We start from the raw sequence: 14,810 nt of genomic DNA on the forward strand, positions 1-14,810 counted from the left end.
CGCTTCGCACCGTCTAACCAATTGATCCGATTCAAGTCACGCGGTGCAAAATCCCCGAAAATAGCGAAATCTCGCCTCTAACTGCGCAAGTTGGGTTAGTTCGCGGCACCTCGCCTTGGGCGCGGAACGTCGGCGGCCGCCTTGCGTTGGCAGCGCATGTCCATTCGTTGCACCGTCGAAAGCGCATTCTTCATCGCCTGGAGCTTCCTGGAGCAGAGCGGAGAGCTCGGCCCTCCGGACGAGTCCGCGAACGTCCTTCTCGACGCCATCGAAGCCCAGCTCAGGACCGGCGAACGCCGGCAGTTGATGCTCGCCAACAAGGCGATCGATGCCTATCGCGCGCATGCAGCCAAAGTGCGGTCCGCGCACGACTGCGAAGCCCGCTTCGGGTGACGAACGTCGCCGCCGCACTCGGGACCGCCGGCTCCGCGGCGTACAGGTATAGGCCGGCGGTCCGTCGGGCGGAGCGCGCGGGGTGCGTCGCTCCCGCGACGAGGACGCTACGCCGATCCGCGTGCCTGCTGTGTGCACTCCTGCACAGAGTTCATGAAGTTGAATGCCTCCGGTTCGGCCGCGCCACGCGGCCCTACCGACTTCCGGATTCCGCAAGTGAGAGGCCAACTTTTCAACGCCCGAAAAACGCTTTGTGTGCACTTTGGAACCGTCGGCCTCGTTACGGAAACGTAGGGTTCTGGCTGGTGCCGATTCCCGGCCAGAGCAAGTCATGTGACCGGTTGGCCCCAGAACGATCTTCTCCAGCGGCTCAGTTATCCGGATTTCGAGCTGCTCGCGCCTCACCTCCAGCCGGTCGAACTCGAGGCAAGCCACATCCTGCATCACGCCGGCGACGAGATGACGGCGGTTCATTTTCCTTGCGGCTCCACTCTGGTGTCGTTCGCGGTGCCGGTCGAGGACGATCGCGAGGTCGAAAGCCTGCTGGTGGGGCACGAGGGCGCGGTGGGCATTGCCGCCGGCCGCAGCGCCTCGCTCGCCTATTCGCGCATCGTCGTGAAGCTGGGCGGCACCCTGATGCGGCTGCCGCTGCGCGGGCTCGAGCAGGCCCAGCAGAGGTCGGCCACGCTCCATCAGGTGTTCTCGCGCTATGCCGACTGCCAGTTCGCGCAGCTGCTCCAGACCGCGGCCTGCAACGCCGCCCATTCGATCGAGCAGCGTGCCGCCAAGTGGATCATCTCGGCGCAGGAGCACATCGGCGGCCCCGAGATCCCCCTCACCCACGAGCAGCTCGCCGGCATGCTCGGCGTGTCCCGCAGCTATGCCAGCCGCGTCATCCAGATGTTCAAGGCGAGGCGGATCCTCGCGACCCGCCGTGGCGCCATCCTGATCCTCGACGCGCCGGCGCTCGAAGCCAGAGCCTGCCGTTGCAACGATTGGGTGAAGAAGCATTTCGACGAAGTGCTGGGCGGGCGGCATCTGCCGACGGCTGACACTTTGCGGCCTCACGCTAACGGCGGCGACTGACGCTTGAGGTGCAGATAGATCGGACTGAAGTCTCCGAGCCGCTGCAATTCGCGCCATTTCAGGACGATCAGCTCGCTGTCGCGCAAGTCCACGGTCCCACTCCGCCTGAGGTCGGCGAGCGTCCGGTTCACCGTCGCGATCGCCATGCCCAGCGTCTCGCCGAGCTGCGCCAAGCTGATCGGCAGGCGGCAGCGATTCCCGCGGACGAGCTGCGCGGCGCGGGCGCGGTAGAACAGCTCGCAGAACAGGTGCGCCATGCGCGCCTGCATCGGCCGCGCACTGTTGTTGGTGATGGCCTCGCGAAATATCGAGGCATCGCGCAGCGTTTCGCGCCAGACCGCCAGAGCAAAGGTCGGCCGCCGCCGGAAGGCAGCGAACAATTGGCGATGCGGAATAAAGGCGATCGAGGCTGGCCCCAACGCACTCAAGCCGTGATCCATCTGGTCGATGAACAGACCCTGCGCATCGGGCAGGTCGCCGGCCAGATGGAACGCAAGATATTGCCGCCGCCCGCTGCCGAGCAGATGGTAGCGCGCGATCATGCCTGTGACGACCAGTGCCGAATGTTCGGGCTCATCGCCCTGACGGATGAAATCCTCGTTCGGCGCGACCTCGCGCAGCATGAAGGTGAGCGCGCGGATCTCGGCGATGTCCTCCAGCGCGAGCGCGGTGTGCTCGCACAGGTTCCGGATCAGCACGTCATATGCTTTTTCCATGCACAGGGTCCGCGAAAAAAAGGTGCCCACTGTATCAATTGATACATCTGGCAAGAATCTCGCGGACTAGAACTCGCATCGACGGGACTGGTTGCTAAGTGCGTCGGCAACGGTCTGGATCCTGACTCTCATCAATCCCGAATGCGGAATGGGCCGCCTCCTCTCATGAGTTACACGACCGTACTGGAGCGCATTTGCGGATTGCTCAGCTGGGGCCCAAGCAAAGCTTCGGGCAGGATCAGGGACATCTCGCGGGAGGCCGCGCACGAGGAGCCGAGCCGGCCGATGTCGGACTGGGAATTGGCCCGCGCCATCCGCGAGTTCCGTTCCGCGCCAGCATCGAAGGACGAATGACTGCACCCACGGCCAACACACGCCACGCCAAATTCATCCAGCGGCTCCAGGCGATCGCGGACCTCTCTGACGGCGATCTCGCGGCAGTGGGTCGCGCGTCTCGGCGGGCAGGCGGCGCTCTCAAGGGTGGCGCACCTGATCTGCGAACTGGCGACACGACTGGAGACGGTTGGGCTTGCGGCGGAAGGCTGCTTCCAGATACCGATGACGCAGCGGCACGTTGCCGATGCCAGCGGATTGTCGATCGTCCACGTCAATCGTACCATCCAGGAACTGAGACAGCGCCGATTGATTGCCTGGGAGGGAAGCGAGATCGAGCTGCTGCAACCCGACCAACTCCGCACGCTCGCGGATTTCACGCCGGATTATCTGGCCTGACCGAGGCGGGTGAATGCGCCGCCAGCTGGGGCGCCGCACGCGCTACCCGCTCCGTCGAATCTCCTCCCGCTCCTTCTCGACCCGCTCGGCGTCTTTGTCATCGACCTTCATCAGATCGGCGCGGCCGCTGGCCTTGAGCAGCTCGTCGAGCTTGGCGTGAGTCGCCTGGGTATCGCGGTGCTCGGTCCGCTGGATCACCAGCGTCATGCCCCATGTCGCCAGCGTCGCGAACGAGTGCCATTCAAGCCCGTTGCCCAGCGCGCCCAGGCGACGCGATGTGGCAGAAGCAGAAGAACAATCGGTCAATTTCGTCGATTGGGCGAGGCGTTTCGCTTACCTGCGAGCGGCTTCGCTACCTCTCGAGCGCACTCGACGAGCAGCCGCTGAGCAGGGTTTGGCGTTCTGCCATTAAGCGCAACGATCCCTACCGGCCACATCTGAATAGGCATTTCGACGGGTAAGACCTTCATCGACAGCCGCTTCGCGCTGAAGTGCAACATCGATGCCGGAAGGAAACTCAGGAATCGTTCCGACGAAAGCAACGCCGACTGCATAAGGATCGAATACACGGTTACGCTGGCACGTGGCACCTCCAGTCCGGAGGCGTGAAATGCGCGGGCAATCCAACCGCCCGGAAAACTTTCGCGCGGCGGCAGGCACCAACGCTCGTTGACCAGCTCGTCGAGGCGGATCTTGCGCCGCCGCACCCACGGACTGTGCAAGCCTGCAACAACGACACCGCTTTCGTGCAGCAGCACCTCAACATCGGTATCGGCAGCCGGCGTCGAGCTCGGCAGGCGCCCTATCATGAGGTCGATGTCGTGATTGCGCAGATGGCGATCCTGAAGCTCAGGCGGTTCGCCCTCGATGATGTGAAGCGCGAGCCTCGGGTATTGCCGGGACAGCCGGTCAATAATGGCGGGCAGTAATCCAGCCATGACGGGCTCGGTGCTGCCAATGCGCAATTCACCCATCGCGGGATCAGCGAGCGATTGCAGCTCGTCCACACCGCTCCGCAAATCGTTGCACAACGCAATGCTACGCTTGAGTAAGGCCTTGCCATAAAGCGTCGGCTCAACACCGAGCCGGCTGCGCTCTAGAAGAGGAAGGCCGATCGTTTGCTCCAGGCTCGCGATCATCTTGGATATGACAGGCTGTGAAATGGCAAGGTGCTCGGCCGCTTTCGCCATGCTCCCGTATTCCACGACGGCGATAAACACGTTCAGCTGCCGCAGCTTGATCCGATGGCTAATCTGGGATGCATTGAGCATGCGATCCTTTCTAAAATGGAATAGAAGTATCGGAAAATAGAACTTTTCATATATAGGTCTGCAGGACAAGCTCCAATCCGCGGTCACCTCCACCGCCAAGGTTTGGAGCAGCCATGTCGAACATTTATGTAGCCCGTCGCACCTTCTTGCTCGGCAGCCTCGCGGGATTGTTGCTGCCCGGGAAGGTCGTCGCGCAACCTTATCCGTCCAATCTCATACGGATTGTCGTTCCTACCGGTGCGGGCACACCGCCCGACATTATCAGCCGCATGGTCGCCGACGAGCTCGCGGCCAATGAAGGCTGGCGGCTTGTGGTGGAAGATCGCCCGGGTGGGTTGCAGACCATTGCCATGAACGACGTGAGCGGCCGTCCGGCGGACGGCTATGCACTGCTGACCATGAGCCTTCCGATGACAGTCACTCCGTCTCTGCTTCCGAAGGCGGATGTACGGCCGGATGTGGATTTCGATCCGGTGATCAAGATATCGAAATCCTACACTGTGCTCGTTACAACGCCTTCCTTGCCGGTCGGCTCGCTGTCCGATCTGGTGGCGCTGCTCAAGAGCAAGCCGGGGAAGCTCAATTTCTGTTCCGCCGGCTTCGGCACTCCGTCGCATCTCATCGGCGAAATGTTTGCATTGCAGGCGGGCGTGCACGCCACCCACGTGCCCTACCAGCAGTTCTCCCAAGCAATCACCGATCTGATGAGCGGCAACGTCCAATACATGTTTGTCACCACGCTTCCAGTTATTGACCTCATTGCGACCGGCAAGTTGCGAGCGCTTGCCGTCACAGCCCCCACCAGGATCGCTGCCCTGGGCAACGTTCCCACTGTGGTCGAGGCAGGCCTTCCCGATCTGGTGACAGCCGATTGGATCGGCTTTGCAGCCAAGCGTGGTACGGCTGCAGAAATAACGTCGCAGCTCAACAAGGCAATTAACAAGGTCCTTGTCGAACCGAAGATCCACGCCGCGCTCGACAAAATAGGAGCCGTAGCCGTGGGTGGCACCGCTGCAGAATTTGGTGAGGGAATCCGGACTGACATCGCCCACTGGGCGAAGGTCGTGAAGGATGCGGATATCAAGCTACCTTGATGAGCCAGACCACATCCAAAACCCAAACGAGTGGCCGCGATGCAGCAGCATTGGCGATCACGCCGCCGCAGATTGTCGGCCCGTTCTATCCGGTCTCGCAGTGCCCCGATCTGGCAACCGATCTGGCGCGTCCAAGCGGCAGCACCGCTGAGGCACTGGGCCAGCTCATCCATGTCAGCGGACGTGTGCTCACGCGTTGGGGGGCGCCGGTGCCGCATGTACGCATCGACATCTGGCAAGCCAACGCAGCGGGGAAATATCGTCATCCGAGTGACATCAACCCGGCGCCGCTCGATCCCAATTTCAAAGGCTTCGCGCGTCTCACAACGGATGCGGCCGGGCACTACAGCTTTCGTACGGTCAAACCGGGTCGCTATCCGACGGCAGAAGGCGACGTCAGGCCACCGCACATTCACCTCGCCGTCGAGGGGCGGTTCGATTGCCTGGTAACCCAGCTGTATTTCGCTGGCGAAGGAGAAAACGTGACCGACCGCTGGCTCAATGCGGCTCCGCATCCGGAAAGGTTGATCGTTACTCTGCAAGATTCGCCATCACGCCTTGAGAGGCATGCGTTGGTCGCGCATTTTGACATTGTTCTTGCCAGCGGATGACAAGCGGTTTCAGGTGGCTCCAAGCCCGATTTGGGTCATTCGCGACCGGGCTGACGCGTCGGGCAAAACACCCGGTCAAGCCCTCCGCGTAAAAAGATTTCACTTTTCCGAATTTCGGATTTGTGGCATACAGCACTGATCCTGGCCCTGCCAAAGGGGCGTTCGCGATCGTCACGACATGCGGGCCGGATGGCGGTGGACGCGGCAGCGTCGGCGCGGGCGGCGTGATGACAGGGCGGGCAACCGTGAGTCCTCACGCGACGCGGTACGACACGGCGCTGGAGAGCGGGCTGGTCGATTGTCAGGGGTGAGCACACGCAAGCCCTTGACGATCAGGCGGGACCGTCCGCGGACGGAGAAGTCGTGTGGTCCTGACGCCCGGGGTCTGTGCGTCAAGTCCAGCGGTGATGTCGCGGCCCGACCGGGCGTGCGCATCAGTCATCCGCAGGGCGACGGGGGCAATAGTGCATCGCTCCCCGGGGAGAGCACGAAGGACACCGTTAAAACCATCCGCGCAGGGAAGGCCGGGCGATCGGCCACCCATCGGTCCACCCCGTGTGCACTCTTGTCGCGCACGGACCAACGGGTGCCGCCGGCGCCCGGCCTTCCCTGCGCCCTTTGGCCTCCATTGGGCGATGAACAAAAGCAAGACTCGGGCAAAACCTGCCGCGGGAACGTGCAACCATGCTCCCTTCCCGGGCTCCCGCCCCCTCGGTGCCTGCAGCGGCTCCGGAACCGTCCGCCGCTCGGACGGCTGCGGCGGAACCGAGACCTTGAGCAAGCAGTCGCAGCGAAAAAGTGTGATTCCGCGGCGGAACGAATGCCGCGCAGGCCCGATTCAAGCCACATCCTCTCCGGATTCGCGGCTCATTGCCACCCAAGTCTTTGACGACAAAGGGAAGGTAACGAGTTGCGTCAGGCGTAATCGGGAGACCAGGATGGGCAACCGCACCGCAAAGTTCATATCCGCCCTCGCGGGCAGCATCATTGCCGGCGCGCCTCTGGCCGCCGTATCGCAGAATGCACCGACGGCACCGAGCACGGCAAATGCCGCGAGCGACTGCCTTGCCTCGCCAAAGGGCGCCGCGCCGCAGGGCCAGCATTGGCATTATCGCCGCGAGCGCGGGACCAAGCGGCAGTGCTGGTATCTGCGCGCCGAAGGCGGCAAGGCCACACAAACCGCACGGGTTGCGGCCGATACGCCGACAGCAGATTCAGCCGCGCCGCAGCAACACCCGGTGCAGGATGCGCGCGCCGAATATCTGACGCCGCAGAGCATTGCCGCGCCGAAGACGCCGGCGGCGCCGATGCAACAAGCTGCGAGCCCCTCCGCTGACACCAATGCGCAGCAGCCCGCCGTCGACGCGCGCTGGCCCGATGCCTCCGCGGCGTCCGTCACGCCCGCAGTGCAGCCATCGCCCGCACCTGTCGCGGCTGCCGCACAGCCGAGCGCGAAGCCGGCGAAATCCCCTGCTCCGATGGCTCTGGCTGCGGCCGACAGCTCCACCGACAAGCTGACCGGCTCGCTTCAAATGCTGCTGCTCGTGATCGGCGGCGCGCTGGCGCTTGCCGGCATCCTCGCCAGCGTCATCTACCGCTTCGCCGGCGGACGCGGCCGCGTCCAGGCCACCGACCATCGCCGCGTCAACTGGGACAATTTTGAGCCGCACGATCACGACGATGGTCGCGCGCCCTGGCTCAACGCAGCGACGGCTGGCGCGCCGCGCGCACAGCAGCCGCGCCCGGTAGATTTCGATGCCGTGCGTCCTCCGGCCGCGCAGCTCAAGTCCGCACAGCTCGCCGCGATCGATCGCGAGATCGATGTGATCGCCGCGCGAGAACCGCAAGCCCACGACGAGGCCGCAGAGCTCGACGACGCCGACATGTTCAACGGAGAGTTCGAGATCGAGGCCGCAACGCCGCGGCTCGCGGCCAACGACGTCACTGACGAAGAGCCGGCCGTTCGCGATGATGGTGTGCAAATCGAGGACGCTGTCGACGTCGACGTGATCACGGCGATGCTGGAACGGCTGGCGCAGGAAGGGCCGCGCCTGAGGCAGCCAGCTATTTCTCGAGCTGATTACGTAGACCCCGCACGAAGCCTTCAAGTCCGACCTGGCGTTCGCGCTTAAGCTGCTCGGCGCGAAGGATCGAACGCACAGCCTCGAATGCGAGGCCAATGTTGTCGTTGACAACGATATAGTCGTAAGCATCGAAGTGGCTCATTTCGTCGCCCGCTTTTTTCATGCGGCCGCGGATGACCTCATCTGAATCCTGCGCACGCGTATGCAGGCGCTGCTCAAGTGCAGCAACCGACGGCGGAAGGATAAAAACGCTAACGACATCCTTTCCTGAACGATCGCGGAGTTGCTGGGTCCCTTGCCAATCGATGTCAAACAACACATCGTTCCCAGACGCTAGCGCAGCATCGACCGGACCTCGCGGTGTGCCATAACGATTCCCGAAGACGTGAGCCGATTCCAGTAGCTCACCATCCTGCACCATCGTTTCGAAGCGTTTTTGATCGACGAAGAAATAGTCCTTCCCATCGACCTCGCCCGGCCGCATCGGCCGTGTTGTCGCGGACACCGACATCTGGAGACCTGGAGTCTCCGCAATCAGCATGCGCGACAGCGTCGTCTTGCCCGCGCCCGACGGCGAGGACAGCACGAACATCAATCCGCGCCGCTCGACACCGTCAGTTCCGTGACCGCCAATCGTCATCGATCACTCCAGATTCTGGACCTGCTCGCGGAACTGCTCGACCACGTTCTTCATGGCAAGCCCCGTATTGGTCAGCTCGATGTCGTTCGACTTCGAGCAGCAGGTGTTGACCTCGCGGTGAAACTCCTGCGCCAGGAAGTCGAGCTTGCGCCCCACCGGGCCGCCCTTGCCGATCAGCTCGCGCGCCTGCGCGATGTGCGAGGCGATGCGGTCGAGCTCCTCGCGGATGTCGGCCCTGGTCGCGATCAGGATCGCCTCCTGCATCAGGCGGTCAGAATCGAAACGGTCTGAGGTGTCGAGCAGGCTCGCGATCTGCTCGGCGAGCCTGGCCTTGATCGCCTCCGGCTTGCGGCCGGGCGCGGCCTCGGCCTTTTTCGCAAGCTGCTCGACCTCGTCTACCCGCTGGATCAGGATCTGCCCGAGCGAAGTCCCCTCGCGCTTGCGCATCTCGACGAGTTCGGCGAGCGCCTTGTCGAAGGCGTCCGCGGCAGCGGCGCGCGCGGCCTTGTCCTCCTCCTCGTCGCCCTCGGGCTCGGCGACCTCAATGACACCCTTGATGGACAAAAGCCCGTCGACGCTTGGCGCGACCGCATCGACCTTGCCGGCGATCACGGCGGCGGCCTTCAGGACGGCGTTGAGCACGTCGTCGTTGACGCGGACCGTGGTGGCGGCATTGGCGCGCTTGACGGTCAGATTGGCGTAGACGGTGCCGCGCGAGAGCAGCTCGGCGGCGTGTTTCTTCGCATGGGCCTCCAGCTCGTCGAACCCTTGCGGCAGCCGCACGCGCAGGTCAAAGCCCTTGGCGTTGACCGACTTCAATTCCCATTCGAACGTATAAGGCCCGCTCGCGCCGTGGCTTCGGGCAAAGCCGGTCATGGACGACAACGCCATCAGGTCAATTTCTCCAGAAGCACGGGATTCGCGGGGCCATCAAGCCACGCGAATCTTAAGACTATTTTGCAGGAAAGTGGAATGCGCAAAGTCCCGTAGGCAGGTCTGCGCGCAGGTCTAGCGCTGGACCACCGGGGGCGAGGGCTGCACCGCGCCTTGCCGGGCCGGCGCCGGACCTGCGGGGCGAGCGGCCGGCGGCTTTTTCTGCTGGTTGGGGCGGGCCGGCGTGGTCGCCGTCGGCGTATCGGCGGCGCTGGGCGCGGCGGCGGCCGGCGGCTGCGCATCCTCGGCCGGCTCGACCGTGTCGTTCTGGATCTGCTTTTCCATTGCGCGCAGCTTGGCGACGTTCTTCTGGTGCGCGTCGTAGGTCTCGGTGAAGGAATGCCCGCCGGTGCCGTCGGCGACGAAATAGAGGTCGCGGGTGCGGGCCGGGTTGGCGGCGGCCTCGAGCGAGGCCCGGCCGGGATTGGAGATCGGCCCCGGCGGCAGGCCCTCGATCACATAGGTGTTGTAGGGCGAGGGCTGCGTGATCTCGCTGCGCTTGATCGGACGGCCGAGCGTGCCCTTGCCGCCGACGAGACCATAGATGATCGTGGGATCGGACTGCAGCTTGATCCGCTGCTTCAGGCGGTTGACGAACACCGCGGCGACGCGGCTGCGCTCGTCGGGCTTGCCGGTTTCCTTTTCGACGATCGAGGCCAGCGTCACCAGTTGCTCCGGACTCTTGACCGGAATGTCCTGATTGCGGCGCTCCCAGATCTCGGTCAGCACGCGCTTGTGCGCCTGCTGCATGCGCTGGACCACCTGATCACGTGGCGTCCCGCGCGGGAATTTGTAGGTCTCGGGCAACAGCGTGCCTTCGCGCGGCAGCTCACGCACGCTGCCGGTGAAGATGTCGTTGTCGGACAGCCGCGCCACGATCTGCTCGGAGGTCAGGCCCTCCGGTACCGTCACGGCATGCTGCACCACTTTGCCTTCGACGATGGTGGCGACGACGTCGCGCAAGGAAGCGTTTTTCTGGAACGAATACTCACCGGGCTTGAGATCCGAACTCGCCTTCAGCGCAGCGACACTGGCGATGAATACCCACGGATTGACGTCGGTCACGCCTTCGCGGTTCAACGTCTCGGCGATGTCGCGCTTGCCGGCGCGCTGCGGGATGTTGACGATCTTGTCGTCCTTCAGCGGTCCTGGCGCCTCGAGCACTTGCCGGCCGTAATAGTACACGCCGCCCGCACCGATCATCGCGATCAGCAGCAGGGTGATGATGGCGTTGCCGACGATCACGAAGGGATTGCGCGCGCGGTCCGATCGCTTCGGCGGCGGCGGGACCTGCTCGGGCTCGAGCGCTGCTCGCGGACTCCGGGGCGAAATGGGCGGCCTTTCACTCATCGAAGCAACCTGAATCCTGCCGGTTCAATTGCGGCCTGACAAACGCTTGTCCGGCCAAGTACACGCGCCCACTTGTATGACTATCGCCGAATACGGCAAATAGGTGGATTCGTCGAAAACACAAACTAGTGGACCGGACGCCGAAAGATTACCGACGCGTTGGTACCGCCAAAACCGAAAGAATTCGACAACGCGACGTTGACCTCGCGCTTCTTCGACTTATGCGGCACGAGATCAATCGCAGTCTCGACCGACGGATTGTCCAGATTGATGGTCGGCGGCACGACATTATCGCGAATCGCGAGAATGGCGAAGATCGCCTCGATCGCGCCGGCTGCACCGAGAAGATGGCCGGTCGACGATTTGGTCGAGGACATCGCGACCTTGGAGGCGGCGTTGCCGAGCAGGCGCTCCACCGCACCGAGCTCGATCTCGTCGCCGAGCGGTGTCGAGGTGCCGTGCGCGTTGATGTAATCGAGATCGGACGGCGTGAGGCCGGCGCGCTTGAGCGCTGCCGCCATGCTGCGGAAGCCGCCATCGCCATCGGGCGATGGCGAGGTGATATGATAGGCATCGCCGGAGAGACCGTAGCCGACCACCTCGGCATAGATCTTCGCGCCGCGGCGCCGGGCGTGCTCGAACTCTTCCAGGACCAGGACGCCGGCACCCTCGCCCATCACAAAGCCGTCGCGGTCCTTGTCATAGGGACGCGAGGCCTTCTCGGGTGTCTCGTTGAAGCCGGTGGAGAGCGCACGCGCGGCGTTGAAGCCGGCAATGCCGATGCGGCCGATCGGCGATTCGGCACCGCCGGCGACCATGACGTCGGCATCGCCGAGCGCAATCAGGCGGGCGGCATCGCCGACCGCATGTGCACCAGTCGAGCAGGCCGTGACCACCGAGTGGTTCGGCCCCTTCAGCCCGTGCTTGATCGAGACATAGCCGGAGGCGAGATTGATCAGGCGGCCCGGAATGAAGAACGGCGACACCCGGCGCGGCCCGCGTTCCTTCAGGAGGATCGCGGTGTCCGCGATGCCGTTGAGGCCGCCGATGCCGGAACCGATCATTGTGCCGGTCGCGCATTTGTCCTCTTCGGTCGCGGGATGCCAATTGGCATCGTCGAGCGCCTGGCCGGCCGCGGCCATGCCGAAGATGATGAAGTCGTCGACCTTGCGCTGGTCCTTCGGCTCCATCCAGATATCGGGATCGAAAGTGTCGTTCGTCCCGTCGCCGCGCACGACGGTGCAGGCGTATTTGGTCTGAAGATCGGAGACATCGAAGCTCTCGATCCTGCGTGCGCCGCTTTCGCCGTTGAGGATGCGCTTCCAGGTCGGCTCGACACCGCAGCCGAGTGGCGAAACCATGCCAAGACCCGTGACGACAACCCGCCTCATATCCGAAAACTCCGCATCGAAACATTCACGGCCAATAACAAGAAACCGGCTGACCGCTGTTGGGCGGCCCGTCCGGTTTCAATGTTTTCCCCGCGAAAATGAAGAGCCTTAGCTCTTCGCGTTCTTCTCGAGAAACTTCGTGGCGTCGCCGACGGTGAGAATCGTCTCCGCGGCGTCGTCCGGAATCTCGCAGCCGAATTCTTCTTCGAATGCCATCACCAGCTCGACGGTGTCCAGACTGTCGGCGCCGAGGTCGTCGATGAAGCTCGCAGCGTCGACAACCTTCTCGGGTTCAACACCAAGGTGTTCGACCACGATCTTCTTAACCCGCTCGCCAATCTCACTCATTGCATAACCTCGTGTTGTTCCCTGTAGACCCGACCCCCCGGGACGATACGAGCCGTCGTGGTCGTTGACTGCCTTCGCTTACAAACTTTGATTTGGCCCCATCCTAACCGATGCAGGCCCGGCGAATGACGGCCAAGGCTCCGCATCGCCAATATACAGGGTTTCAAAAACCTGCAATGGCGTTCTTTGCCCATCCGTTGAAGGTCCGGTTATCATACTTCAATTGCCTTGACTACAAGCCTCATTTCGCTCCGGAAACGGCCGTTTGCCGTATCCGGCGCCGCCCAAGGGGGGCGGAACGGCATGAGGCGTCAGATCATGGCCATGCCGCCGTTGACGTGGATGGTTTGGCCGGTGACGTAGGCCGCTTCGTTCGAACTCAGGTAGACGGCAGCCGCCGCAATGTCCTCTGGCGTCCCCAGGCGATTGGCCGGAACCTTGGTCAGAATCGTTTCGCGCTGCTTGTCGTTGAGCGCATCGGTCATCGGCGTCTTGATGAAGCCGGGCGCAATGCAGTTCGCAGTGACGCCGCGTTTGGCGTATTCGGCACCCAACGTCTTGATCATGCCGATCAGGCCCGCCTTCGACGCGGTATAATTGCCCTGCCCCGGATTGCCGGTGACGCCGACCACCGAGGTGATGGCGATGATGCGGCCGAAGCGCTTGCGCATCATCAATTTGGTGGCGGCGCGGGCAAGCCGGAAGGTCGAGGTCAAATTGATGTTGATGACCTCCTCCCAGTCCTCGTCACGGAGCTGCACGAAGAGATTGTCGCGGGTGATGCCGGCATTGGCGACGAGGATGTCGACCTGTCCCATTGCCGCTTCCGCCGCAGGCACCAGCGCCTCGACCTCGTCCGCCTTGGAGAGATTGCAGGGCAGCACATGGGTGCGCTCGCCGAGCTTGCCGGCAAGCTCATCCAGCACTTCCTTGCGCGTCCCTGATATCGCGACGGTGGCGCCCTGCGCGTGCAGCGCCTGTGCGATCGCACCGCCGATGCCGCCGGTTGCGCCGGTGACGAGCGCCTTTTTGCCAGTCAGATCGAACATCGATAACTCCTCCAAAGCACGATCCGGAAAAGTGCGCAGCGGTTTTCCGAAAAGATCGAGCGTAAACTAAAGAACGCAAGCGCGACCAGGAATCATCGCGCTTCAGGCTTGCTTCGAAGCGGCCAACGCATCCCTGGCGGCAGCAATGTCGTTGGGCCCGCTGACCGCAACGCCGACCGCACCGTCAGCAATACGCTTGACGAGGCCGGTCAGCACCTTGCCGGCGCCGATCTCGAAGAAACGGTTGACGCCCTGTCCTGCCATATAGGCAACCGACTCGCGCCAGCGCACGGTGCCGGTGACCTGCTCGACCAGGCGGCGTCGGATCTCGTCAGGGTCGGTAATCGCGCTCGCCAGCACGTTCGACACCAGCGCCGCCGCCGGCGCCTTGATCGTGACCGTGGCCAGCGCCGCCGCCATCACCTCCGCAGCCGGCTGCATCAGTGTGCAATGGAACGGCGCGGACACCGGCAGCAACATCGCGCGCTTGGCGCCCTTGGTTTTGGCGATCTCGACGGCGCGATCGACCGCGGCCTTGTCGCCGGAGACGACCACTTGTCCGCCGCCATTGTCGTTCGCGGCCTGGCAGACCTGCCCCTGCGCCGCCTCCTTGGCGACCTCCAGGGCGGCCTCGTAGTCGAGGCCAAGCAGAGCGGCCATCGCGCCGGCGCCAACCGGCACGGCTTTTTGCATTGCGAGACCGCGGGTGCGAAGCAGCCGCGCGGTGTCGGAAATCGTCAGGCTGCCGGCCGCAGCGAGCGCTGAATATTCACCGAGAGAATGGCCGGCGACGAAGGCAGCATCCCGCCCCACGGAAAACCCGGCTTCGACCTCCAGCACGCGCAGAGTGGCGATGGACACAGCCATCAGGGCCGGCTGGGCGTTTTGGGTGAGCTGGAGGGTTTCGGCCGGACCATCCCAGATGATTGCCGTCAGCTTCTCTCCCAGTGCGGCATCGACCTCGTCGAACACGGCGCGTGCCACCGGATAGGCGTCAGCCAGAGCCTTGCCCATACCGACCGCCTGGGAACCCTGCCCCGGAAATGTGAATGCTGCCGTCATCGGCGCTCCCCTGGATCGCTCGAGCAGTTGTCTTCGAGAACCGGCAGCCG

16 protein-coding genes are annotated in these 14,810 nt (G+C 63.6%); 6 read left to right on the top strand and 10 right to left on the bottom strand.

Annotated elements, in window-relative coordinates; all coding sequences use genetic code 11:
- The first annotated feature begins 156 nt into the window (after positions 1-156).
- Both ABIB06_RS08130 and ABIB06_RS08135 read left to right on the top strand, forming a co-directional pair.
- The gene (locus ABIB06_RS08130) at positions 157-393 is read left to right on the top strand and encodes a hypothetical protein (protein WP_247346331.1); all 237 of its coding nucleotides are present in this window, start codon (positions 157-159) and stop codon (positions 391-393) included.
- A 333-nt stretch (positions 394-726) separates the two neighbouring features.
- Positions 727-1,479 carry a Crp/Fnr family transcriptional regulator gene (locus ABIB06_RS08135; RefSeq protein WP_247346329.1) on the top strand — a complete coding sequence of 251 codons (753 nt, stop codon included), beginning with the start codon at positions 727-729 and terminating at the stop codon, positions 1,477-1,479.
- Here ABIB06_RS08135 and ABIB06_RS08140 read toward each other — a convergent pair.
- Positions 1,458-2,195, bottom strand: a complete 738-nt coding sequence (locus ABIB06_RS08140; RefSeq protein WP_247346327.1) for a Crp/Fnr family transcriptional regulator — start codon at positions 2,193-2,195, stop codon at positions 1,458-1,460. The genes ABIB06_RS08135 and ABIB06_RS08140 overlap by 22 nt on opposite strands.
- A gap of 480 nt (positions 2,196-2,675) precedes the next feature.
- On the opposite strand from ABIB06_RS08140, the gene ABIB06_RS08145 reads away from it, so the two are divergent.
- Positions 2,676-2,927, top strand: a complete 252-nt coding sequence (locus ABIB06_RS08145; RefSeq protein WP_247346325.1) for a Crp/Fnr family transcriptional regulator — start codon at positions 2,676-2,678, stop codon at positions 2,925-2,927.
- Positions 2,928-2,969: 42 nt separating this feature from the next.
- On the opposite strand, the gene ABIB06_RS38885 is transcribed toward ABIB06_RS08145, so the two are convergent.
- Both ABIB06_RS38885 and ABIB06_RS08155 read right to left on the bottom strand, forming a co-directional pair.
- On the bottom strand, positions 2,970-3,134 hold the full coding sequence (locus tag ABIB06_RS38885; RefSeq protein WP_247346323.1) for a low affinity iron permease family protein: 165 nt from the start codon (positions 3,132-3,134) through the stop codon (positions 2,970-2,972).
- 95 nt (positions 3,135-3,229) lie between these two features.
- Positions 3,230-4,198, bottom strand: a complete 969-nt coding sequence (locus tag ABIB06_RS08155; protein ID WP_247346321.1) for a LysR family transcriptional regulator — start codon at positions 4,196-4,198, stop codon at positions 3,230-3,232.
- 113 nt (positions 4,199-4,311) lie between these two features.
- On the opposite strand from ABIB06_RS08155, the gene ABIB06_RS08160 reads away from it, so the two are divergent.
- The 3 genes from ABIB06_RS08160 (at position 4,312) to ABIB06_RS08170 (ending at position 8,035) form a co-directional block, all read left to right on the top strand.
- Complete coding sequence (locus ABIB06_RS08160) at positions 4,312-5,292, top strand: Bug family tripartite tricarboxylate transporter substrate binding protein (RefSeq protein WP_247346319.1); 981 nt, start codon at positions 4,312-4,314, stop codon at positions 5,290-5,292.
- Positions 5,292-5,903 carry a dioxygenase family protein gene (locus ABIB06_RS08165; protein ID WP_247346317.1) on the top strand — a complete coding sequence of 204 codons (612 nt, stop codon included), beginning with the start codon at positions 5,292-5,294 and terminating at the stop codon, positions 5,901-5,903. Before ABIB06_RS08160 ends, ABIB06_RS08165 begins: the two co-directional genes overlap by 1 nt.
- Before the next feature lie 938 nt (positions 5,904-6,841).
- A complete protein-coding gene (locus ABIB06_RS08170; RefSeq protein WP_354069133.1) occupies positions 6,842-8,035 on the top strand; it encodes a hypothetical protein in 1,194 nt (397 codons plus the stop codon).
- Here the strand turns inward: ABIB06_RS08170 and gmk are convergent.
- The 7 genes from gmk to fabD all read right to left on the bottom strand — a co-directional run bounded on the left by gmk (position 7,968) and on the right by fabD (position 14,760).
- A complete protein-coding gene (gene gmk / locus ABIB06_RS08175; protein WP_354046945.1) occupies positions 7,968-8,627 on the bottom strand; it encodes a guanylate kinase in 660 nt (219 codons plus the stop codon). The two genes, ABIB06_RS08170 and gmk, sit on opposite strands and share 68 nt — an antisense overlap.
- Before the next feature lie 3 nt (positions 8,628-8,630).
- The gene (locus tag ABIB06_RS08180; RefSeq protein WP_354046943.1) at positions 8,631-9,518 is read right to left on the bottom strand and encodes a YicC/YloC family endoribonuclease; all 888 of its coding nucleotides are present in this window, start codon (positions 9,516-9,518) and stop codon (positions 8,631-8,633) included.
- 117 nt (positions 9,519-9,635) lie between these two features.
- The gene (gene mltG, locus ABIB06_RS08185) at positions 9,636-10,910 is read right to left on the bottom strand and encodes an endolytic transglycosylase MltG (protein WP_354046941.1); all 1,275 of its coding nucleotides are present in this window, start codon (positions 10,908-10,910) and stop codon (positions 9,636-9,638) included.
- Between the two features lie 125 nt (positions 10,911-11,035).
- Positions 11,036-12,301, bottom strand: a complete 1,266-nt coding sequence (gene fabF, locus ABIB06_RS08190) for a beta-ketoacyl-ACP synthase II (protein ID WP_354046939.1) — start codon at positions 12,299-12,301, stop codon at positions 11,036-11,038.
- 108 nt (positions 12,302-12,409) lie between these two features.
- Entirely contained in the window at positions 12,410-12,649 is a 240-nt protein-coding gene (locus ABIB06_RS08195) for an acyl carrier protein (RefSeq protein WP_006020277.1), read from the bottom strand.
- Between the two features lie 311 nt (positions 12,650-12,960).
- Positions 12,961-13,698, bottom strand: a complete 738-nt coding sequence (fabG, locus tag ABIB06_RS08200; RefSeq protein WP_007592006.1) for a 3-oxoacyl-[acyl-carrier-protein] reductase — start codon at positions 13,696-13,698, stop codon at positions 12,961-12,963.
- 102 nt (positions 13,699-13,800) lie between these two features.
- Positions 13,801-14,760: an ACP S-malonyltransferase gene (gene fabD, locus ABIB06_RS08205; RefSeq protein ID WP_354046936.1), complete on the bottom strand. Its 960-nt coding sequence runs from the start codon at positions 14,758-14,760 to the stop codon at positions 13,801-13,803.
- Positions 14,761-14,810: the final 50 nt, after the last annotated feature.

Source organism: Bradyrhizobium sp. LB8.2 (assembly GCF_040548035.1).
Lineage (GTDB): Bacteria > Pseudomonadota > Alphaproteobacteria > Rhizobiales > Xanthobacteraceae > Bradyrhizobium.